Below are 16,545 nucleotides of genomic sequence, written 5' to 3'. Positions count from 1 at the left end.
GGCAGGGGCGCCTTGGCCGCGGAGGATGAATTGATGAGCCGCGCCCAGGCGCTGTTCAAGCCAATTCCCGAGCAGCCACCAGAGATGGAAGGCAATCCCAGCACGCCTGCCAAGGTGGAGCTTGGCAAGATGCTCTATTTCGAGCCAAGACTGTCGAAAAGCCATGCCATCAGCTGCAATACCTGCCACCTGGTCGGGCTCGGCGGGGTCGATATGCTGGAAACCTCGATCGGCCATCGCTGGCAGCTAGGGGGACGTAACTCACCTACGGTGCTCAATGCGGTATTCAACACCGCCCAGTTCTGGGATGGGCGCGCTGCGGATCTCGCCGAACAGGCGGGTGGTCCCTTGATCAATCCGGTAGAGATGGCTACTACCCACGAGCACGCGGTGGAAATGATCGAGGGTATTCCCGGTTATCAACCCGCTTTCGAGGAGGCGTTTCCTGAGGCGGAAAATGCCATCAATATTGACAATATCCAGGATGTGATCGCTTTGTTCGAGGCAACGTTGATCACGCCCAATGCGCCTTTCGATCAATATCTGAAGGGGGATGCCAATGCCTTGAGCGATCAGCAGAAGGCTGGGCTCGATCTGTTCGTCAACAAGGGCTGTGCCGCCTGTCATAGCGGCATCAATCTTGGAGGCGATCAATATCAACCCTTTGGCGTGGTGGAAAAACCCGGTGCCGATTTCCTGCCGCCGGAAGACAAGGGGCGCTTCGCGGTGACGGAGTCCGCCTCCGATGAGTACGTCTATAAAGTGCCAAGTCTACGCAACATTGCCCTGACGCCACCGTATTTCCACACTGGCAAGGCCTGGGATTTGAAGCAGGCGGTGGCGGTAATGGGAACGGCGCAACTAGGGGCCGAGTTGAACGACGAGGAAGTAGAGTCGATCACCGCATTCCTGCATAGCCTGACCGGCGAGCAACCCCGGGTGGAATATCCCATTTTGCCACCTAGCAACGCGGACACGCCGCGCCCGGAGCTGGGTATCGATCAGTAATCTGAATGACGGCGTGGTGCCAATCCACGCCGTATCCCATGCCAAAAGAGTTAGCGACATCCCTCGATAATAACGACTGTCCGTATTCTTGTCGTTCGCAAAAGGGAATACAGAAATCACGTATATCCTCCACTTTTTTCAATATTAAAGACGTCTTTTAAGCCTCGTGTCAGGTTGGCTTGCCACGATGACGACATGCCGATTTGGCATGTGCCCGTAAGACATGATCAAGGCCGTGAAAAGGAGAGTTTTTATGCAAATTCGTCATGTGCTGGTTGTTGCCGCTGCTCTGTCGTTTGCCGGTGTCGCCGTCGCTGCTCCTCAATGCACCGATGCGCCGGAGTCCGAATGGATGGGCGAGGACGCCATGCAACAGCAGCTCGAGGATCAGGGTTACCAGATCGATCGATTCGTCGTTACCGACACCAATTGCTACGAAATCTATGGAGAAGACAAGGACGGGGTGAAGGTCGAAATCTACTTTGACCCGGTCAATGGTGAGGCCGTGGAGGAGCATCGCAATGACTGATAACGGGGAAACCAGCACTGTGGCCCGGGCTGATCGGGTCAAGGTCTGGGACCCGGCGGTACGCATCTTCCACTGGAGTCTGGTGACGGCATTTGCCGTCGCCTACTTCATCGTCGAGAGCAATCGCACCATTCACGAATGGGCTGGCTATGTGGCATTGGGTCTGGTGGCTTTTCGCTTGATCTGGGGCGTAATCGGCAGCCGTCATGCACGTTTCAGCGATTTCGTACCCGGGCCGGCAAAGCTGGCGAATTATGTGCGCCAGATGATCCGAGGCCAGGAGCCGCGCTATCTTGGCCATAATCCCGCGGCGGCGATCATGATTCTTTTGCTGCTCATCGCTGTCGGCGTGATCGGCGTTAGCGGCTGGCTGATGACCACTGACTGGGGCTGGGGCAGCAAGACGATCGAGGAGATACATGAAATATCGGTGAACGTCACTCTCATAGCGATTGGGCTTCATGTGGCAGCGGCAATCTATGAAAGCTTCCATCATCGCGAGAATCTGATTCGTTCCATGATGACCGGCTATAAGCGGCGTTATTGACGTCTGCCTATGCTCGGAAGCCGCGTGAATGGTCTCGAGAATCAGTGGCGGAGATGGCTTATTTTTTTAATCATCATATAAGGAGTGAGCAATGACTTATCAGGACACACAGCGGCGTTACGGCGTTATCAGTCTCCTATTTCACTGGACAATGGCGCTTCTTATCATTGTTCAATTCATGGCACTTGGTGGTTATATCAACGAGGGAGAGCACTGGATCGGTAACAATATAGTGCCTTGGCATGTTGATATTGGTTTGTTATTGCTTGTGCTCGTATCACTTAGAATCATCTGGATGTTGAGCCAGCGACAACGGCGTCCCGAAGTACATGGCCAGGGCGCCATGCAGCTTCTGGCTAAAGGCGGACATTTTCTGCTCTATGCGTGCATGGTGTTGATGCCGGTGACAGGCATTCTGCTCATGGTGGGGGGAGGTCACGGCCTTGGATTTCTGGGCATCGAGCTCGTTGCCGAGAGCAAGAATGAGATTCCCTGGGCCGTCGCGCTGGGCGAATGGCACGCACAGATTTCCTGGTTGTTCGTCGCGCTGGTGCTCGGTCATTTCGCGGCGGCGCTTTATCATCACTTCATCAAGCATGACGATACGCTTATACGTATGACTGCAAAACGTTTCGATCAGAGCTGAGCATGGAACGATGTATGCCAGGCGATTTTCGAAGGTTTTGTAGGCAGAATATCTGGCAGGCAAGCGCGCCAGACGTTTGGCGGAACAAGCCGTCTTTGAAAGATAAAATGTCATGTAGTTGCCGTGCAAAAACCAGCGCCACTACCTCTCAAAGATAGTGGCGCTATTTTTTACTTCCATGGAAATTTCATTGCTGCATTACATAAGTACCTGGCGCATCCGCGATAGGGGAATAGTCCTGCCCGCCCATCTCCGGTGGTGCAGCCTGCTCCTTGGATGAACGCTCCACCAGCCAGGCCTGCCAGACCGGCCACCAGGAGCCTTTTTGCCGAGGCATGGTTTGCTGCCAGGTATCTGGATCGATGTAGTTTTCTCCTTCCTTACGCGTTTCGACCTGATAGACGCGCCTCGGATGCCCCGGCTCGCTGACGATGCCGGCGTTGTGGCCGCCGCTGGTGAGCAGGAAGGTGACTTCTTCTGCATCGGACAGCAGATGAATCTTGTAGGCGGAGCGCCAGGGAGCGACGTGATCGCTTTGGGTTGCCACGGCGAAAAGCGGCACGTTGATGTCGGTGATGGCAATAGGGCGGTCACCGACGATGTAGCGCCCAGCAGCGAGGTCGTTGTCGAGATAGAGCCAGCGCAGATACTGGGAATGCATCTTGTAAGGCATGCGTGTCGTATCGGCGTTCCAGGCCATCAGCGCGATCATGGGTTGGCGCTCGCCCAGCATGTATTCGCGCACCATTCGTGACCAGACAAGATCGTTGGAACGCAGCAGCTGGAAGGCGCCGGCCATTTGGCTCCCGTCGAGATAGCCCCGCTCCTGCATCATGCTTTCGAGATAGTCGACCTGGCTTCGAGTGATGAAAAGCGATAGTTCACCGGCCTCGGTGAAGTCGACTTGGGTCGCGAGGGTGCTCATCGAGGCCAAGCGATTGTCACCGTCGCGCGCCATGGTGGCGGCTTGAATCGAAAGCAGCGTGCCACCGAGGCAATAGCCCACCGCGTGGATCTTTTGATCCGGAATAATGGCGGATACGATGTCCAGCGCCGCTGCGGGGCCAAGTCGACGATAGTCGCCCATGCCCAGGTCGCGATCTTCAGACGTCGGGTTGCGCCAGGAGATCATGAAGACCGTATGGCCTTGATCCACTAGATAGCGCACCAGAGATTTCTCCGGCGTCAGGTCGAGAATGTAATACTTCATGATCCAGGCGGGCACGATCAATACTGGCTCCGCGTAGACCTTCTTGGTGGTCGGGGTGTACTGGATAAGCTCGATCAGCTGGTTGCGATAGACGACTTTGCCCGGCGTGGTCGCAAGATTCTCGCCGACCTTGAATTGCTCTGCACCCGCTGGCGGGCAGCCGGTCATTCGTCGTTCCCTGTCTTCGCAGAAGTTCTCCCAGCCACGCAGGAAGTTCATGCCGCCCTGCTTGAGGGTTGCGTCGATCACTTCCGGGTTGAGCCAGGGAAAGTTAGAGGGCGACCAGCGATCCAGCATCTGGCGCCCGATGAAGGACACCATGTTTTCGGTACTCTGTGACAAGCCGTCGATATTGGTGGAGGCGTTTTCCCACCATGCCTGCTGAAGCAGAAACGACTGGTAGATAACACTGTAGGGCCAGCGGGACCAGGCGTCACCGGAAAAACGATCATCCTGAAGCGTTGGCTCGATGCAGGGCTCTGTACCCATGAAGGCGTTGGCTCTTCGAATGTGACGCAGCAGGTGCTCGACCTTGAAGCTTATATCCTCGGCTAGTTCCATCTGCTTGCCCGGCGACATGGCGAGATGGACGAGCCATTCATAAATCACTGCTGATGTTCCAGCTGGCGTGATACCTCCGGTCAGGGTGGACATGTTCGCCTTGAACGCCTGGTCCATCATGCGCGGTGCGTAGCGACTGGCAAGTAGGGAAGATGGCTGACGATATTGATTCATATTGATCAACTCCTAATCGGTAGGCCTCAGGAGCACTGCATTACTCAAGGGAATGCACGACTTCTCCATGCTGCCAAATAACACAAGTTAGGTCGAATCTTGTGATGGCGCGCTAATCTCGAGCCCAACTTCTTGGGCTAGTTTTTCAATCTCTGCGTAGTGGCGCCGGTATTCACTCGAATCGAGCGCCGCATAGTTGAGATTCTTCATCTCGCTTGCGAGGGCGGTGAAGTATTCGCGAATGGCTTCCTTGTCATCGAAGGCATACTCCGAACTGACCAGCGGATAAATCAATGCCAGACTGCGCCGCTGTCGCTCCGGGGACGTGCTGCCGTCCACGTCATCGAAGGCGTCCTGCTGCAAGTAGACCAGGTCGAGGAAGCTCGCCTTTTGATAGGTGAGAAAGTCCTCAAGGGTGATACCTTCATCCCCGGTGACCTGCATCATCTGATTGACGTCTTCCCCGTCGTGCAAAAGCTTGAGCAGCGCATCGATGCGTGCCGGCCACTCAGCGCCGAGACGCTCGGCAATGGCGGGCTCGAGTTGCGCCCGGTAGCGGGACCAGGACAGCAGCGGGTCCACCGCCGGGTAGAAGCGCTTGTAGGCACGATCCGAAGACAGGCCGAGAAACGCCTTGACCGTGGCGAGGGTCGCTTGGGTCACCGGCTCCTCGAAGTTGCCCCCGGAAGGCGAGACAGTGCCGATCAGGGTCAGGCTACCGCTGTCGCCTGCGTTGTTGCGGATCACCCCGGCGCGTTCGTAGACGCTGCGCACCGCCGAGTCCAGATAGGCAGGGTAGGCCTCTTCGCCGGGAATCTCCTCCATGCGCCCGGAGGTTTCACGCATTGCCTGGGCCCAGCGCGAGGTGGAGTCGGCGATCATCAGCACGTTGAGTCCCATCTGGCGGTAATATTCGCCAAGGGTAATACCGGTATAGATGGAGGCTTCCCGGGCGGCCACCGGCATCGAGGAGGTGTTGCAGATGATTACCGTGCGATCCATTAGTGAGCCGCCGGTGGTGGGGTCGTTGAGCTGAGGGAACTCGGTGATGGTTTCCACCACCTCTCCAGCCCGTTCGCCGCAGGCGACGATGATCACGATATCCACGGTGGAATGACGGGCAATGAGATTCTGCAGCACCGTTTTGCCGGCACCGAAGGGGCCTGGAATACAGGCGGTGCCGCCGGTGGCAATAGGAAAGAAAGTGTCGATCACCCGGATGGTGGTGTCCAAGGGCCGGCTGGGATAAAGCCGTTCGCTGGTGTCGCTATCGAGCAGGCGTTTCGGCAGTGGTGTACGCACCGGCCAGCGCTGGGCCAGGGTGACTTGACGCTCGGCACCGGACGCATCCTTCAGCCGCGCCACCGGCATATCCACGGCAAAGCTGCCCTCCTGAATCCAGCTGACTTCCTGTTCCCCTCGGGTATCGAAGGGCACCATGATGCGATGGGTGAAACGGCCTTCCTGCACGGTGCCGAGCGTATCGCCGGCGCGCAGCTTGGCGCCTATGCGCACCTGAGTAGAGAAGGACCATTTGGTGGTTTTGTCCAGCGCCTCCAGATGCAATCCTCGAGGCAGGAAGAAGCCTGAGCGCAGGGCGATCTGCTCCAGAGGGTTCTGCAGGCCGTCGTAAATCTGCCCGAGTAGACCAGGACCCAGAGTGACGGAAAGCATCTCGCCGGTCTGTTCCACCGCGTCGCCTATCTTGATGCCGCCGGTGTCCTCGAAGACCTGAACGTCCGCGCGTTTGCCCTGCACTCGCAAAACCTCTCCCTTGAGGCGCAGTTCGTGGCTTTTGCCATCATCTTTTTGGCCTTGGACGGGAAGAATATAGACCACCTCGTTTTTCATCAGCCCCTTCGAGCGCTCCGTGGCCTCGATGACCACGATGTCATCCTGAACGCTGACCACTCGGCAGTCGCGATGGACTTCCTGCTTAACAATCATTTTCAAACTCCCAGTGACCATGGGCGCCGATGGCAAGGCGTAGCGAGGGTCTTTTGCCAGGGAGGGCAAAAGTAGCGCCCAGGGACGGGTTTACAGCGCCCTCGCGGAGGCTTGCCAACGGGAAAGCCCATTCTCCTTGCAGGACCGTGTCAGCCATTCTCAATTTCCATCTCCCGAAAAGATTGTCTCGTAATCGCCGAGTCCACGTTCGATATCCGCCTGCAGTCGACGCTGTGCCGCCTCGGCGTTGTAGCGCTGCCAGGCGGCGATCAGACGCCAGCGCAGCCAGTAGATGACGACCTCGCGAAAGTCGAAACGATCATATTGGCGCGCCCGAGCAAGTCGGCGCCAGCTTTCTTCGAGCAGCAGCCGTTCCAGCTCCCAGGGGCGGTCGTGCTCAAGATGATCCCGGGCCTCACTGAGCCAGGGAAAAACCGCGCCCACGCCGAACAGCGATGCCTGCCAATGGGCGCTGATATGGGCCAGGCGCGGGCCGAACCCCCAGGCCTCGCCCAGACCTGGCACAGGTTCGCCCAGTCGGCGCCGGCGCAGGGCCGTCACCAGGGTGTGGCGTTCGAGCATCGTCTCGACAAGATCATCCACGCCGTGCTCCGCTAGCTGTGGTGCCGCCTGCCGGTAGCGCTGGAGATAGGCATCGGTGGAAACGTCCAGGCCCAGATGCTGCCAGTCGAGCAATGTCTCGAGCCTCTGCAGGCTGACCTGATGGGCCTCGCTCAACGTCTCGAGGCGATGCTCCAAGCGGATCGCCGAGATCGGCACCGGCTCACGACCGAAGGGCGTGGCGGGCAAGGCCGGCAGGCTTGCGAGCAGATCGACATACTGATGGCGTTTTGACATGGCTATTGGTGACATGGCTATTTGACGATGCCTTCGAGCATGGCGCGGAAGCGCGGCTGCAAATGCTGCAATAGAAGCTCCGCCACCGCCTCGTCGCTGATATCAAGCTCCATCTCGTGTTCGTGCAGACGCACTCGCAGACCGCCGGCCTGTTCGCCATTGGTGAAGCGCACTCCTTCGCGCAGCACCTCTTGAGCCTGAGCGATCACCAGATAGGACAGGGTGCCTTCCTTGAGCTTCTCCGGATGTCGACGCAGCTCTTCGAGTCCGAGCACGTCCCGGGGCAGCATCACCTCTACGTCCTTTTCCGCATCCAGCGGTGTGTCGCGCCGGGTGCGGACGGCGAGCTCGAGGATCAGCCGCTGCAACAAATCTTCCTGAGACAGGGTCTGACCTACCAGCCAACGCAGATGATCGCGAAAGCGACGAGTCAGCGTCGCCCGCATTTCCAGTACGCTGTCCCGAGCGGCGACTCGCAGCGCTTCCCGGGTGGAATCTTCCAGGCGTCTGGCGTCCTCTTCAGCCCGCTCTCGCAGCTCCTGAGCATCTCGTTTTGCCTGTTCGATCATCCAGGTGGCACGGGTTTGTGCATCGGCGACGATGCGCCGGGCTTCTTCCCGACCCTGCTCGACGCCCTCGCCACGCAGGCGCTCGATCAGGGCATCGACGCCAGAGGACGCACCTTGGGAAACCGTTTCCGATTGACTCATGGGTTGTCTCCTTGGCATTACTGCGCTGGAATATTACCGGCGATTACCAGGGCGAAGATGAAGGCGAACACCCCGAAGCCTTCGACGATCGCCGCTGGCGCAATGGACAGACCGAAAATCTCCGGCTTGCTCTTTGAGCTGTTGATTGCCGAGGCGCAGCAGCTGCCTTGATAAACCGCGCTCAACAACAGCGCCACCCCGGCCAGAATGCCCACGGAGAAAAGCCCCGCGGAGGTGGCCAGCGTCACCGGACGCTGCAGGGTGAACATCACCACGATGCCATAGATGCTCTGGGAGGAGGGCATGGCCGAGAGTCCGATGAAACGGCCGTGACCGGACTCGGTCTCGAGCAGAGCTCCGATGGCCGCCTGGCCGGCGATGGCACAGCCGATGATGCTGCCGATGGCCCCCAGGGCCATGGGGCCGTAAAGTCCTGCCCAACCCAATGCGATGATCAGTTGCTCCATAGCGTAGTCTCCGTTTTTCTGAATGCCTTGAAGGGGTATCCCTCGTCCGAGATACCCCAGTGATAGAACTCGATGAGATTGAGCCGCAGCCCGTGCACCACGCCGCTGACCACCGCCAGCACGAAATTCAGCGCGTGGCCAATGATCAAAATCAGCACATAGAACAGGATGCCAAGGCCCGGATAGGCCGCCGCTGCATCCGCGGCGAGCTGGTTGAAAGTGACCGCCAAAGAGGCGCTGGCAAGCCCTAGGGCAAACAGGCGCAGATAGCTCAGCACGTCACCGAAAGCCCGGGTCACATCGGTCAGGGCGTAGAGCCCACCGCCGACCCGTTTGAGCAGATCCAGCGGCTCGTGGATAGGACGGGTATCCGTGAAAGCGAAGACGGCGACAAGCCCCAGAGCCAATGCGAGTCCATCACCGGGAATGGCGTAAAAGAGCATGACACCGGCCAACAGCGCGACGATCCAGCCCAAGGGCGCCAGCATGGCGCTATGGCCCCGGTGGTGCCAGGCGACGGTGGCGTTGGCGATGATCAAATGCGCCAGGCCAATGCCGATCGCCAGCTGCATCATCTGGCCGAAATCGTTGACGTCGAGAAGCTTCAAGGATGACAGCCAGCTCTCCGGTGGCGGACTCCAGCCGAAATAGCTGCCGGCGAGCACCCCATAGACCAGGGTAAAGCCCACCAGCACGAACCCCAGGGTGCGCACTCGCGTTCCGGCGCGGCTTTGCTTGAGCCGTTTTGAAAAGAACAGCACCGCCCCGAGCATCAGCAGGGCGTAGCCCGCATCCGCCAGAATCATGGCGAAGAACACTGCAAAGGAGAAAAAGATCACTCGGGATGGGTCCCAGTTGCGGTAGCCGGGCATCTGATAAAACCCCACGATCTCCGCGCCGCCGGCGGTACGCTCATCGTTATCGAGGAGCGTCGGTGGCTGGTCTTCTGGTCCCACCGGCTCATTGAGCAGAGCAAGCCCCTTTTCTTCGGCGAGACGCCGAACGTCCTCGAGAGCCGTTTGGGGCACCCAGCCCTGCACGGCGAAGATGGCGTCGTCGTCTCGGGTGAGATGCTGCGCCTGCTTCAGGCTCGCAGCGTCGTCCGCCTGAGCCTGATGACGGTGCAGCAAATGGATCCAGCGGGTCAGCGCCTCGCGTTCGGCGACGGTTTCATCAAGACGTATCACCAGGCGCTGCAGCTCTTCCCGCAGCTGCCAGCGGGGCACGCTGCCGGTATGGGTGCGCGGCACCGGCATGGCATCCGCTGCAGGCTCTTCCTGACTGATCACCGCAATGTAGCGATTGCGGTTATCGCGATGCACCTCCTGCCAAGGCAGCGCTACGTCGGTAAGCTGGCGTGCCCGGTAGTTGGGCACCTCGTAGAACCACAGACGATGCCCGGCAAGGCTTTCCAGAGGCGGAAAATCAAAATCTCCCCAGGGTTTTAGGTTCTTGAGACGCTGTCGGGTGAAATCGATGCGATCTTCCAGGTCTCGCATCCGGCGTTGATTGTCCAATGCGCGTTCGACGGTGGTCGAATGATCGAAGTCCGGATCATCCGGCACCTGATGGCGCTTGATGGGACAGTCGAGCAGGTAGGCCAAGGCTTTACGGGTATCGCTTGCGCTCGCGGCAGTGGGAGTGCTCTGCTTTTCCGGCCCCAAATCGATCAGATGCATGACGCCAAGACGCTGGAGCTCGCGCAGCGTGCCCTGCTTGCCGCCGTGGCTGCCTAGCAGGGTCATTCTACTCAGTGCCACGATACTCATAGGCGCGCTCCCTGGGCCTGCTTGCGTTTGGCGAGTTTGGCCCGCACCACTGCGGAGCGCTCGCCGTCGGCAAGATGGATGCGAATGCGGCGAATGTTCTCCCGGGTGCGGGGGATCAACACCTTGTCGAACAGGTTGACCCGCTGGGTGACCTGCTTGACTGCACGTTCCAGGCGCCTCAGTCGCTCCCGTTCCACCTGCAGGCGTACCGTCAGTGCCAGGGCTTCCCGCAGCGCCGCCTGATAGCGGTCCAGCCAGTGAGGCGTGGTCAGCAGGGGGTAGTCGGCGAGTTCGATATCGACCTCCTCGAGGACCGGCAGATGCACACCAAGCAGGTTGCGCTCGCGCAGATGCACATGGGTGACCCGGGTCAGATTCTTGAGCTTCAGGGTGTCGTCACCGGCCATGGGCAGCTGATCGCGCACCTTGGCTATCAGGGTGTCCAGCTCGGCTTCGCTCTCCTGCAGCGTCTTGCGGGCTTGCAAGCGCTCGGCGATCAGCTGGCGGCGCTTGAGATCCAGGGACGGCAGCAGTCGCTGAAACTGCTGAAGCCGGGACTGCTCCCGATGCAGGGCCGTCTTGTTGAGTGAGAGTCTTGCCACAGCGCTACATCCTTTTTCCGATCACTGAGCCAGGTTAGCGGCTTGATTTTGCTCTGCACCCTGGCGTTTTTTGCCGGGAAAGTACTTGTCGATGAGCTGCTGGCGCATGACCAGTTCCTTGGGCTCAAAGCATTCCGCCAGGGTCTCCCAAGCCAGATCCAGGGCGCGCTCCAAAGGCAGGGAAACGGATACGTCCATGAAGCGTTTCTCGAACAGATCGCCGAAGCGCAACAGATTCTCGTCGAATTTGGAGAGCTCGAAGGCCATGGCGCGCTTTTGCTGGGCGTCCCGAGCGCCGGCATAAAGCCGAATCATGGTGTTCATCAAAGCACCGTGATCTTCTCGGGTGCTTTTGCCGATTACCCGCTGCTTGAGCCTCGACAGAGAGCCGAAGGGATCAATCCGACCATCGCGCAGATAGAACTGTCCTTCAGTGATGTAGCCAGTGTTGTCCGGTACCGGGTGGGTGATGTCGTCGCCAGGCATGGTGGTGACGGTCAGCACCGTTACCGAGCCGGCGCCGTGAAAGTCGCAGGCCTTTTCGTAGCGTCGCGCCAGCTGGGAATAGAGATCCCCCATGTGGCCCCGATTCGACGGCACCCGCTCCATGCTGATGCCGACTTCCTTCAGGGCGTCGGCGAAGGCGGTCATGTCCGTGAGCAGCACCAGCACGCGCTTGCCTTCCTCCACGGCGAAACGCTCCGCCACCGCCAGGGCCATGTCCGGTATCAGAAGCCGCTCCACCACCGAGTCCGAGGCCAGGTTGGTGAACATCACCGTATGGGCGAATACCCCTGCATCGAGGAAGCGCTGACGAAAATAGTGGTAGTCATCAAAAATCAGGCCCATGCCGCCGAACACCACCACGTCTGCGTCCGCGTGGATGGCGATGCGAGCAAGCAAGGCGTTGTAAGGCTCGCCGGCCACGGAAAAGATAGGGATCTTCTGGCTTTCCACCAGGGTATTGAAGACGTCGATCATGGGCACGTCGGTGCGGATCATGCGGCTCGGCATCACCCGGCGCATGGGATTCACGGACGGCCCGCCGATATCCACCCGCCGGTCTTCGCTTAATGACGGGCCGCGATCCATGGGGTCGCCGAGGCTGTTGAAGGCACGCCCCAGCACGTTCTGAGAGCAGGTGACCTGCATCGGATGGCCGAGAAAGCGCACGGATGCCTGAGTGGTAAGCCCGGCGGTGCCGCCAAAGACCTGCAGTGAGACCACGTCGTCATCGATGCGGATCACCTGGGCGAGCACCGTCTCACCATCGGCCTTGCGTAGGCTGGCAATGTCGCGAAAGCGCGCCGGCGTAGGCTGGCTACCGTCGCCGCTGGGCACCCGCACCCGCACGATGCCGCCGACGATGCTGAGAATATTGCGATAGTGACTGAGAGGTTGTGACATGCCTGACCAATAGCTCCACTCAATAGGGCTTCGTCTCGGCATGACTCAAACAACGCTGCCGATGACAACGTGAAATTCGTCGAAGGGGAGAGCACACTTGTTCGCATGCTTTTTACTATTCTTCTAATGAACATGCCTCCAACTCATCAAAGAGTCAATGAGAGTCCCGAGCGCTCATGAGTTGGATCAAGATAGGGGCGAGGATTTACCGAATTACCGTTTGTCGCTCTTGAAAATACAGGCGTTGCAGAGGCTCTTGCTGACATCGGACATTGCCAATAATGGGCGCTTTGTCCGCAAGCCTTGGTTTGTCTTACGACCTATGGCTAACATGATGCTAGACCCTGAACAGTCCTTCGCTGGAGATGCGCCATGAAGCAGTTCAGAAATATCCTCTATGTGATAGAAGCCGACACGGAAACCGAGGCGGCCATCAGCAGAGCCGTGTTACTGGCGGAAAATAACCAGGCGGAGTTGACGGTGATCGATGTCATGGCACCTATCGATGCATCTTTTACATCGCCTTCCAATGCGTCCGACCCTGCCGAGCTGCAAGCGGCCATGATCGCAGAGCGCCGCGAGATACTGACATCACTCATGGTGCCCTACCGCAAAGACTGCACCATTCACGTCGATGTGCTGCTCGGTAAGCTGTTCATGGAAACGATTCGTCATGTGGTGAATCACTCTTTTGATCTGGTCATCAAGTCCGCGGAGAATCCGGACTGGCGCGATCGCTTGTTCGGCAGCAACGACATGCATTTGCTGCGCAAATGTCCGTGCCCTGTCTGGCTGATGAAGCCTGGTGAAAAGGCACGGTATGACGACATCGTTGCGGCGATCGATTTCAATGCTGATCGTCCCGAAACGCTCGAAGAGCCACTTACCAAGCAGATTCTGAAGACGGCCAGTTCGCTGGCCTTGGCGAACTCCGCCATCTTGCATGTGATGCATGTCTGGGACGCCCCGCATGCGGGCTATGTGGGCATATGGGCGAATGATAGAAGAGGTGCGGAGCAGGCCTTCACCGAGGGTGTGTATGCCAGTCACATGAATGCCATGAACCGCTTGAAGCAGCTGCTGCCTACTTGGATAGGGCAGCAAGCCTATGACTATATTGTGCCCCGATTTCATGCGTTCCAAGGGGCACCGGAGAAAATGAAAATGATTCCCGCGATGGCCGTCCAGTTGCAGGCGGATCTGGTGGTGATGGGGACCGTTGCACGCGCGGGCATTACGGGGTGGCTGATCGGCAATACGGCGGAAGCGACTCTTGATCGGCTGAGCTGTTCCGTGCTTGCGGTCAAGCCGTCGAATTTCACGTCGCCGATAGTTTTTGACTGAGAGGGTGAGAATGTTGCTCGCCTCAGGTCCAATCGTCTATCAAGGGAAGAAATTGCACTCGAGGATGACGGCTTCAGATAGCGCCTAGCCCAAAGGGAAATGTACCATGAGCCAAGACATCGACCCTGCAAGCGTCGACCCTGCAACCACCGAGGGACTTGCCTGATGATCATTTCCGCTTCCACGGATTACCGGGCGGCAGCCAAGCGTCGACTGCCGCCTTTTTTGTTTCACTATATCGATGGCGGCTCCTACGCCGAACACACTCTCAGGCGCAACGTCGAGGATCTGGCGGATATCGCCCTGCGTCAGCGGGTGCTCAACGACATGTCGGAGCTGGATCTGACGACTCGTTTCTTTGATGAGACCCTGTCAATGCCCCTGGCGCTTTCGCCGGTGGGCTTGACCGGCATGTACGCCCGCCGGGGCGAGGTACAGGCGGCCAGGGCCGCGGAGACGAAAGGCATCCCGTTTACCATGTCCACGGTATCGGTGTGCCCCATCGAGGAGGTCACCCCGGCCATCAAGCGTCCCATGTGGTTTCAGCTCTACATCCTCAAGGACCGAGGCTTCATGAAGAACGCCTTGGAGCGGGCCAAGGCTGCCGGGGTGACCACGCTGATCTTCACCGTGGACATGCCGGTGCCGGGGTCTCGTTATCGGGATGCCCACTCCGGCATGAGCGGTCCGAATGCGCCAATGCGCCGGGTGCTGCAAGCCATGACGCATCCTCATTGGGCCTGGAACGTGGGGTTGCGGGGCAAGCCGCATGACCTGGGCAATATTTCTGCCTATCGTGGCAATCCGACGGGCCTTGCGGATTACATTGGCTGGCTGGGAGAGAACTTCGATCCGTCGATCTCCTGGAAAGAGCTTGAGTGGATTCGCGAGTTCTGGGACGGCCCCATGATCATCAAGGGCATTCTCGATCCGGATGATGCCCGGGACGCGGTGTCCTTCGGCGCCGACGGGGTGGTGGTCTCCAACCACGGTGGACGTCAGCTCGACGGTACGCCCTCCACCGCCCGCGCACTGCCGGCGATTGCGGATGCGGTGAAAGGGGAGCTCAAGGTGATTGCCGATTCCGGGGTTCGCACCGGGCTGGACGTGGTGCGCATGCTGGCCCTTGGCGCCGACTGCGTCATGCTGGGTCGCGCCTATATCTATGCCCTGGCGGTGGACGGCGAGGCCGGGGTGCGCAATCTGCTGGATCTGATCGAGCAGGAGATGCGGGTGGCGATGGTACTCACCGGCGCCAGGACCATCGGCGACATCAATGCCGACCTGCTGGTACGCGAACTGAAGCAGGCGGCCCAGTAAGCGAGGACGGCCATCGAAATCGGTAACTAAAAGGCAGCCCGAGCTGCCTTTTTGCGATTGCGTTGCTCCATGGTGCTACGAGGTTCGGCTCTTCCGAGCGCGAACCGTCTGCAGCATGCTGACCAGCAGGCCGAGAAACGTCACCGTCCAGACCAGCAGGGCGATATACAAGAAGACCTGCGGAATGATCTGCAGAAACTCCAGCTGCATTGCCTGGGTCATTTTTTCCGTGGCCACGGTGTACATGCCTACGGGAAAGACAGCACCCCAGTACAGCGGGTTGTGCTTCACGGACAGGCCCTTGACGACATGACGCCAGAGAGCGAGCAGCAACAGCATGGGAATCCACCAGGTGCCGGTAGCCCAGAAGAACACGGTGAAACCCTTCAAAAACGGCAACAACGAGTCCAGGTAGGGGGCATCCGGGCTGTTGGCGATGAGCAGTGATCCCGCCAAAGTCGAGGTGGCCATGGCGCCCATGCTGATCCAGAAAGGCGGAGATAGATCTTTCGGCGAAAAATGAAAGAAGTAGTAGCGATAGAAGATTAGCGCAATCATCCAGATGTAGAGCATGCCGCCCCACAGCCACATGGACAGGGCCAGGAAATTCACTTCCAGTCGATAGGGTTCCAGCCATTCGCTGGCCATATGAGCGCTGAGCACGGAAACGGACTGAGTGGCCACCACGGCAAGTAGCCAGGCGCCGTTAATGCCATCTTCCAGCGGCGGTTTTGTCTTCTTGATGATGAACAGCGTGAAAAAGGTATAGGTGATGCCTACCCACAGCAGGCAGGCCAAAACCCACAGCACCAGTGCCACCGTATAGGCGTTTACCAGCATGACGCATTGGGTGCCTAGCACAGCGGTACTGGCGATCCAGGTGAAATAGCCCGGGCCCCGGGAATGGTCGTGCAGATCCGATAGTGCACGATGCGGAAACCAGCAAAGCCGTAGCGCATGCAATACTGCCAAGACGCCATAGGTCATGCAGTTGAGATAGAACAACCCGTAGGCAATCGGTGGCAGCCCCAATTTGTAGGCCGCAATGGAGACGATGCCGGTGGCCATGACCATGGCAAAATAGGTGGGATGCAGGTCGCAAACGACGGCTTTGAGCAAAGTGGGCTGAGGTGTCTCATTTGTCATCGTGGTGTGGTACCCCAGACGGGTTGTTGGCTCTTCAAAGCCGGATATGGAATTCATCCCCAAGATAGACCACTCTCAAAGACATGAGTGAACTGGAATGGGCTAGGGCTAAAGTGATCTAGAGATAGCCAAACCGACGGTGGGTCAGACACCGCCTCTTTCATCGAACATCCAAGGAATCTGTTTTATCTCATGGAAACTTCAACGCCTTCTGCCGGCACCCGTTACAGCGACGTCTGGGAACGGCTGCAGACCGGACAGACGCTGACTCTTGATGGCGGCGTCTCGACGGAGCTGGAA

Annotated in this window: 15 protein-coding genes; 6 read left to right on the top strand and 9 right to left on the bottom strand. The window is 58.7% G+C overall.

The genetic code is table 11. The annotated features are described in order from the left end of the window. Positions 1–33 precede the first annotated feature (33 nt). From CH74_RS01115 to CH74_RS01100, 4 genes are all read left to right on the top strand, one after another. Entirely contained in the window at positions 34–1,008 is a 975-nt protein-coding gene (locus tag CH74_RS01115) for a cytochrome-c peroxidase (protein WP_082140235.1), read from the top strand. 253 nt (positions 1,009–1,261) lie between these two features. Then, positions 1,262–1,537 (top strand): PepSY domain-containing protein, encoded by a 276-nt coding sequence (locus tag CH74_RS01110; protein ID WP_048305654.1) that lies wholly within the window; start codon positions 1,262–1,264, stop codon positions 1,535–1,537. Continuing rightward, entirely contained in the window at positions 1,530–2,084 is a 555-nt protein-coding gene (locus tag CH74_RS01105; protein ID WP_048305653.1) for a cytochrome b/b6 domain-containing protein, read from the top strand. The genes CH74_RS01110 and CH74_RS01105 overlap by 8 nt, the downstream gene beginning before the upstream one ends. A 91-nt stretch (positions 2,085–2,175) precedes the next feature. After that, the gene (locus tag CH74_RS01100; protein ID WP_048305652.1) at positions 2,176–2,730 is read left to right on the top strand and encodes a cytochrome b; all 555 of its coding nucleotides are present in this window, start codon (positions 2,176–2,178) and stop codon (positions 2,728–2,730) included. Between the two features lie 187 nt (positions 2,731–2,917). On the opposite strand, the gene CH74_RS01095 is transcribed toward CH74_RS01100, so the two are convergent. The 8 genes from CH74_RS01095 to CH74_RS01060 form a co-directional block, all read right to left on the bottom strand. Further along, positions 2,918–4,675, bottom strand: a complete 1,758-nt coding sequence (locus tag CH74_RS01095; protein ID WP_082140234.1) for an alpha/beta hydrolase — start codon at positions 4,673–4,675, stop codon at positions 2,918–2,920. Between the two features lie 87 nt (positions 4,676–4,762). Then, entirely contained in the window at positions 4,763–6,622 is a 1,860-nt protein-coding gene (locus CH74_RS01090; protein ID WP_048305651.1) for a V-type ATP synthase subunit A, read from the bottom strand. A 159-nt stretch (positions 6,623–6,781) separates the two neighbouring features. Further along, a complete protein-coding gene (locus CH74_RS01085) occupies positions 6,782–7,480 on the bottom strand; it encodes a hypothetical protein (RefSeq protein WP_048305650.1) in 699 nt (232 codons plus the stop codon). Positions 7,481–7,497: 17 nt separating this feature from the next. After that, positions 7,498–8,190, bottom strand: a complete 693-nt coding sequence (locus tag CH74_RS01080) for an ATP synthase subunit A (protein WP_048305649.1) — start codon at positions 8,188–8,190, stop codon at positions 7,498–7,500. 17 nt (positions 8,191–8,207) lie between these two features. After that, positions 8,208–8,657 (bottom strand): ATP synthase subunit C, encoded by a 450-nt coding sequence (locus tag CH74_RS01075; RefSeq protein ID WP_048305648.1) that lies wholly within the window; start codon positions 8,655–8,657, stop codon positions 8,208–8,210. Further along, complete coding sequence (locus CH74_RS01070) at positions 8,645–10,426, bottom strand: V-type ATP synthase subunit I (RefSeq protein ID WP_048305647.1); 1,782 nt, start codon at positions 10,424–10,426, stop codon at positions 8,645–8,647. Before CH74_RS01070 ends, CH74_RS01075 begins: the two co-directional genes overlap by 13 nt. Beyond that, the gene (locus CH74_RS01065; protein ID WP_048305646.1) at positions 10,423–11,028 is read right to left on the bottom strand and encodes a V-type ATP synthase subunit D; all 606 of its coding nucleotides are present in this window, start codon (positions 11,026–11,028) and stop codon (positions 10,423–10,425) included. Before CH74_RS01065 ends, CH74_RS01070 begins: the two co-directional genes overlap by 4 nt. 21 nt (positions 11,029–11,049) lie before the next feature. Beyond that, positions 11,050–12,435 carry a V-type ATP synthase subunit B gene (locus tag CH74_RS01060; protein ID WP_048305645.1) on the bottom strand — a complete coding sequence of 462 codons (1,386 nt, stop codon included), beginning with the start codon at positions 12,433–12,435 and terminating at the stop codon, positions 11,050–11,052. A gap of 372 nt (positions 12,436–12,807) precedes the next feature. Between CH74_RS01060 and CH74_RS01050 the strand changes: the two genes are divergently transcribed. Beyond that, positions 12,808–13,779, top strand: coding sequence for a universal stress protein (locus CH74_RS01050; RefSeq protein WP_048305643.1), 972 nt, complete (start codon positions 12,808–12,810; stop codon positions 13,777–13,779). 165 nt (positions 13,780–13,944) lie between these two features. Then, complete coding sequence (lldD, locus tag CH74_RS01045) at positions 13,945–15,099, top strand: FMN-dependent L-lactate dehydrogenase LldD (RefSeq protein WP_048305642.1); 1,155 nt, start codon at positions 13,945–13,947, stop codon at positions 15,097–15,099. A gap of 75 nt (positions 15,100–15,174) precedes the next feature. Here the strand turns inward: lldD and CH74_RS01040 are convergent, their stop codons facing one another. Beyond that, complete coding sequence (locus CH74_RS01040; protein WP_048305641.1) at positions 15,175–16,245, bottom strand: tellurite resistance/C4-dicarboxylate transporter family protein; 1,071 nt, start codon at positions 16,243–16,245, stop codon at positions 15,175–15,177. Between the last annotated feature and the right edge of the window lie 300 nt (positions 16,246–16,545).

The organism is Halomonas sp. PR-M31, from assembly GCF_001039575.1.
Taxonomy (GTDB): Bacteria; Pseudomonadota; Gammaproteobacteria; order Pseudomonadales; family Halomonadaceae; genus Modicisalibacter.
The sequence above is the reverse complement of the archived record's forward strand: the minus strand, read 5'-3'. Positions and strand labels throughout refer to the sequence as shown.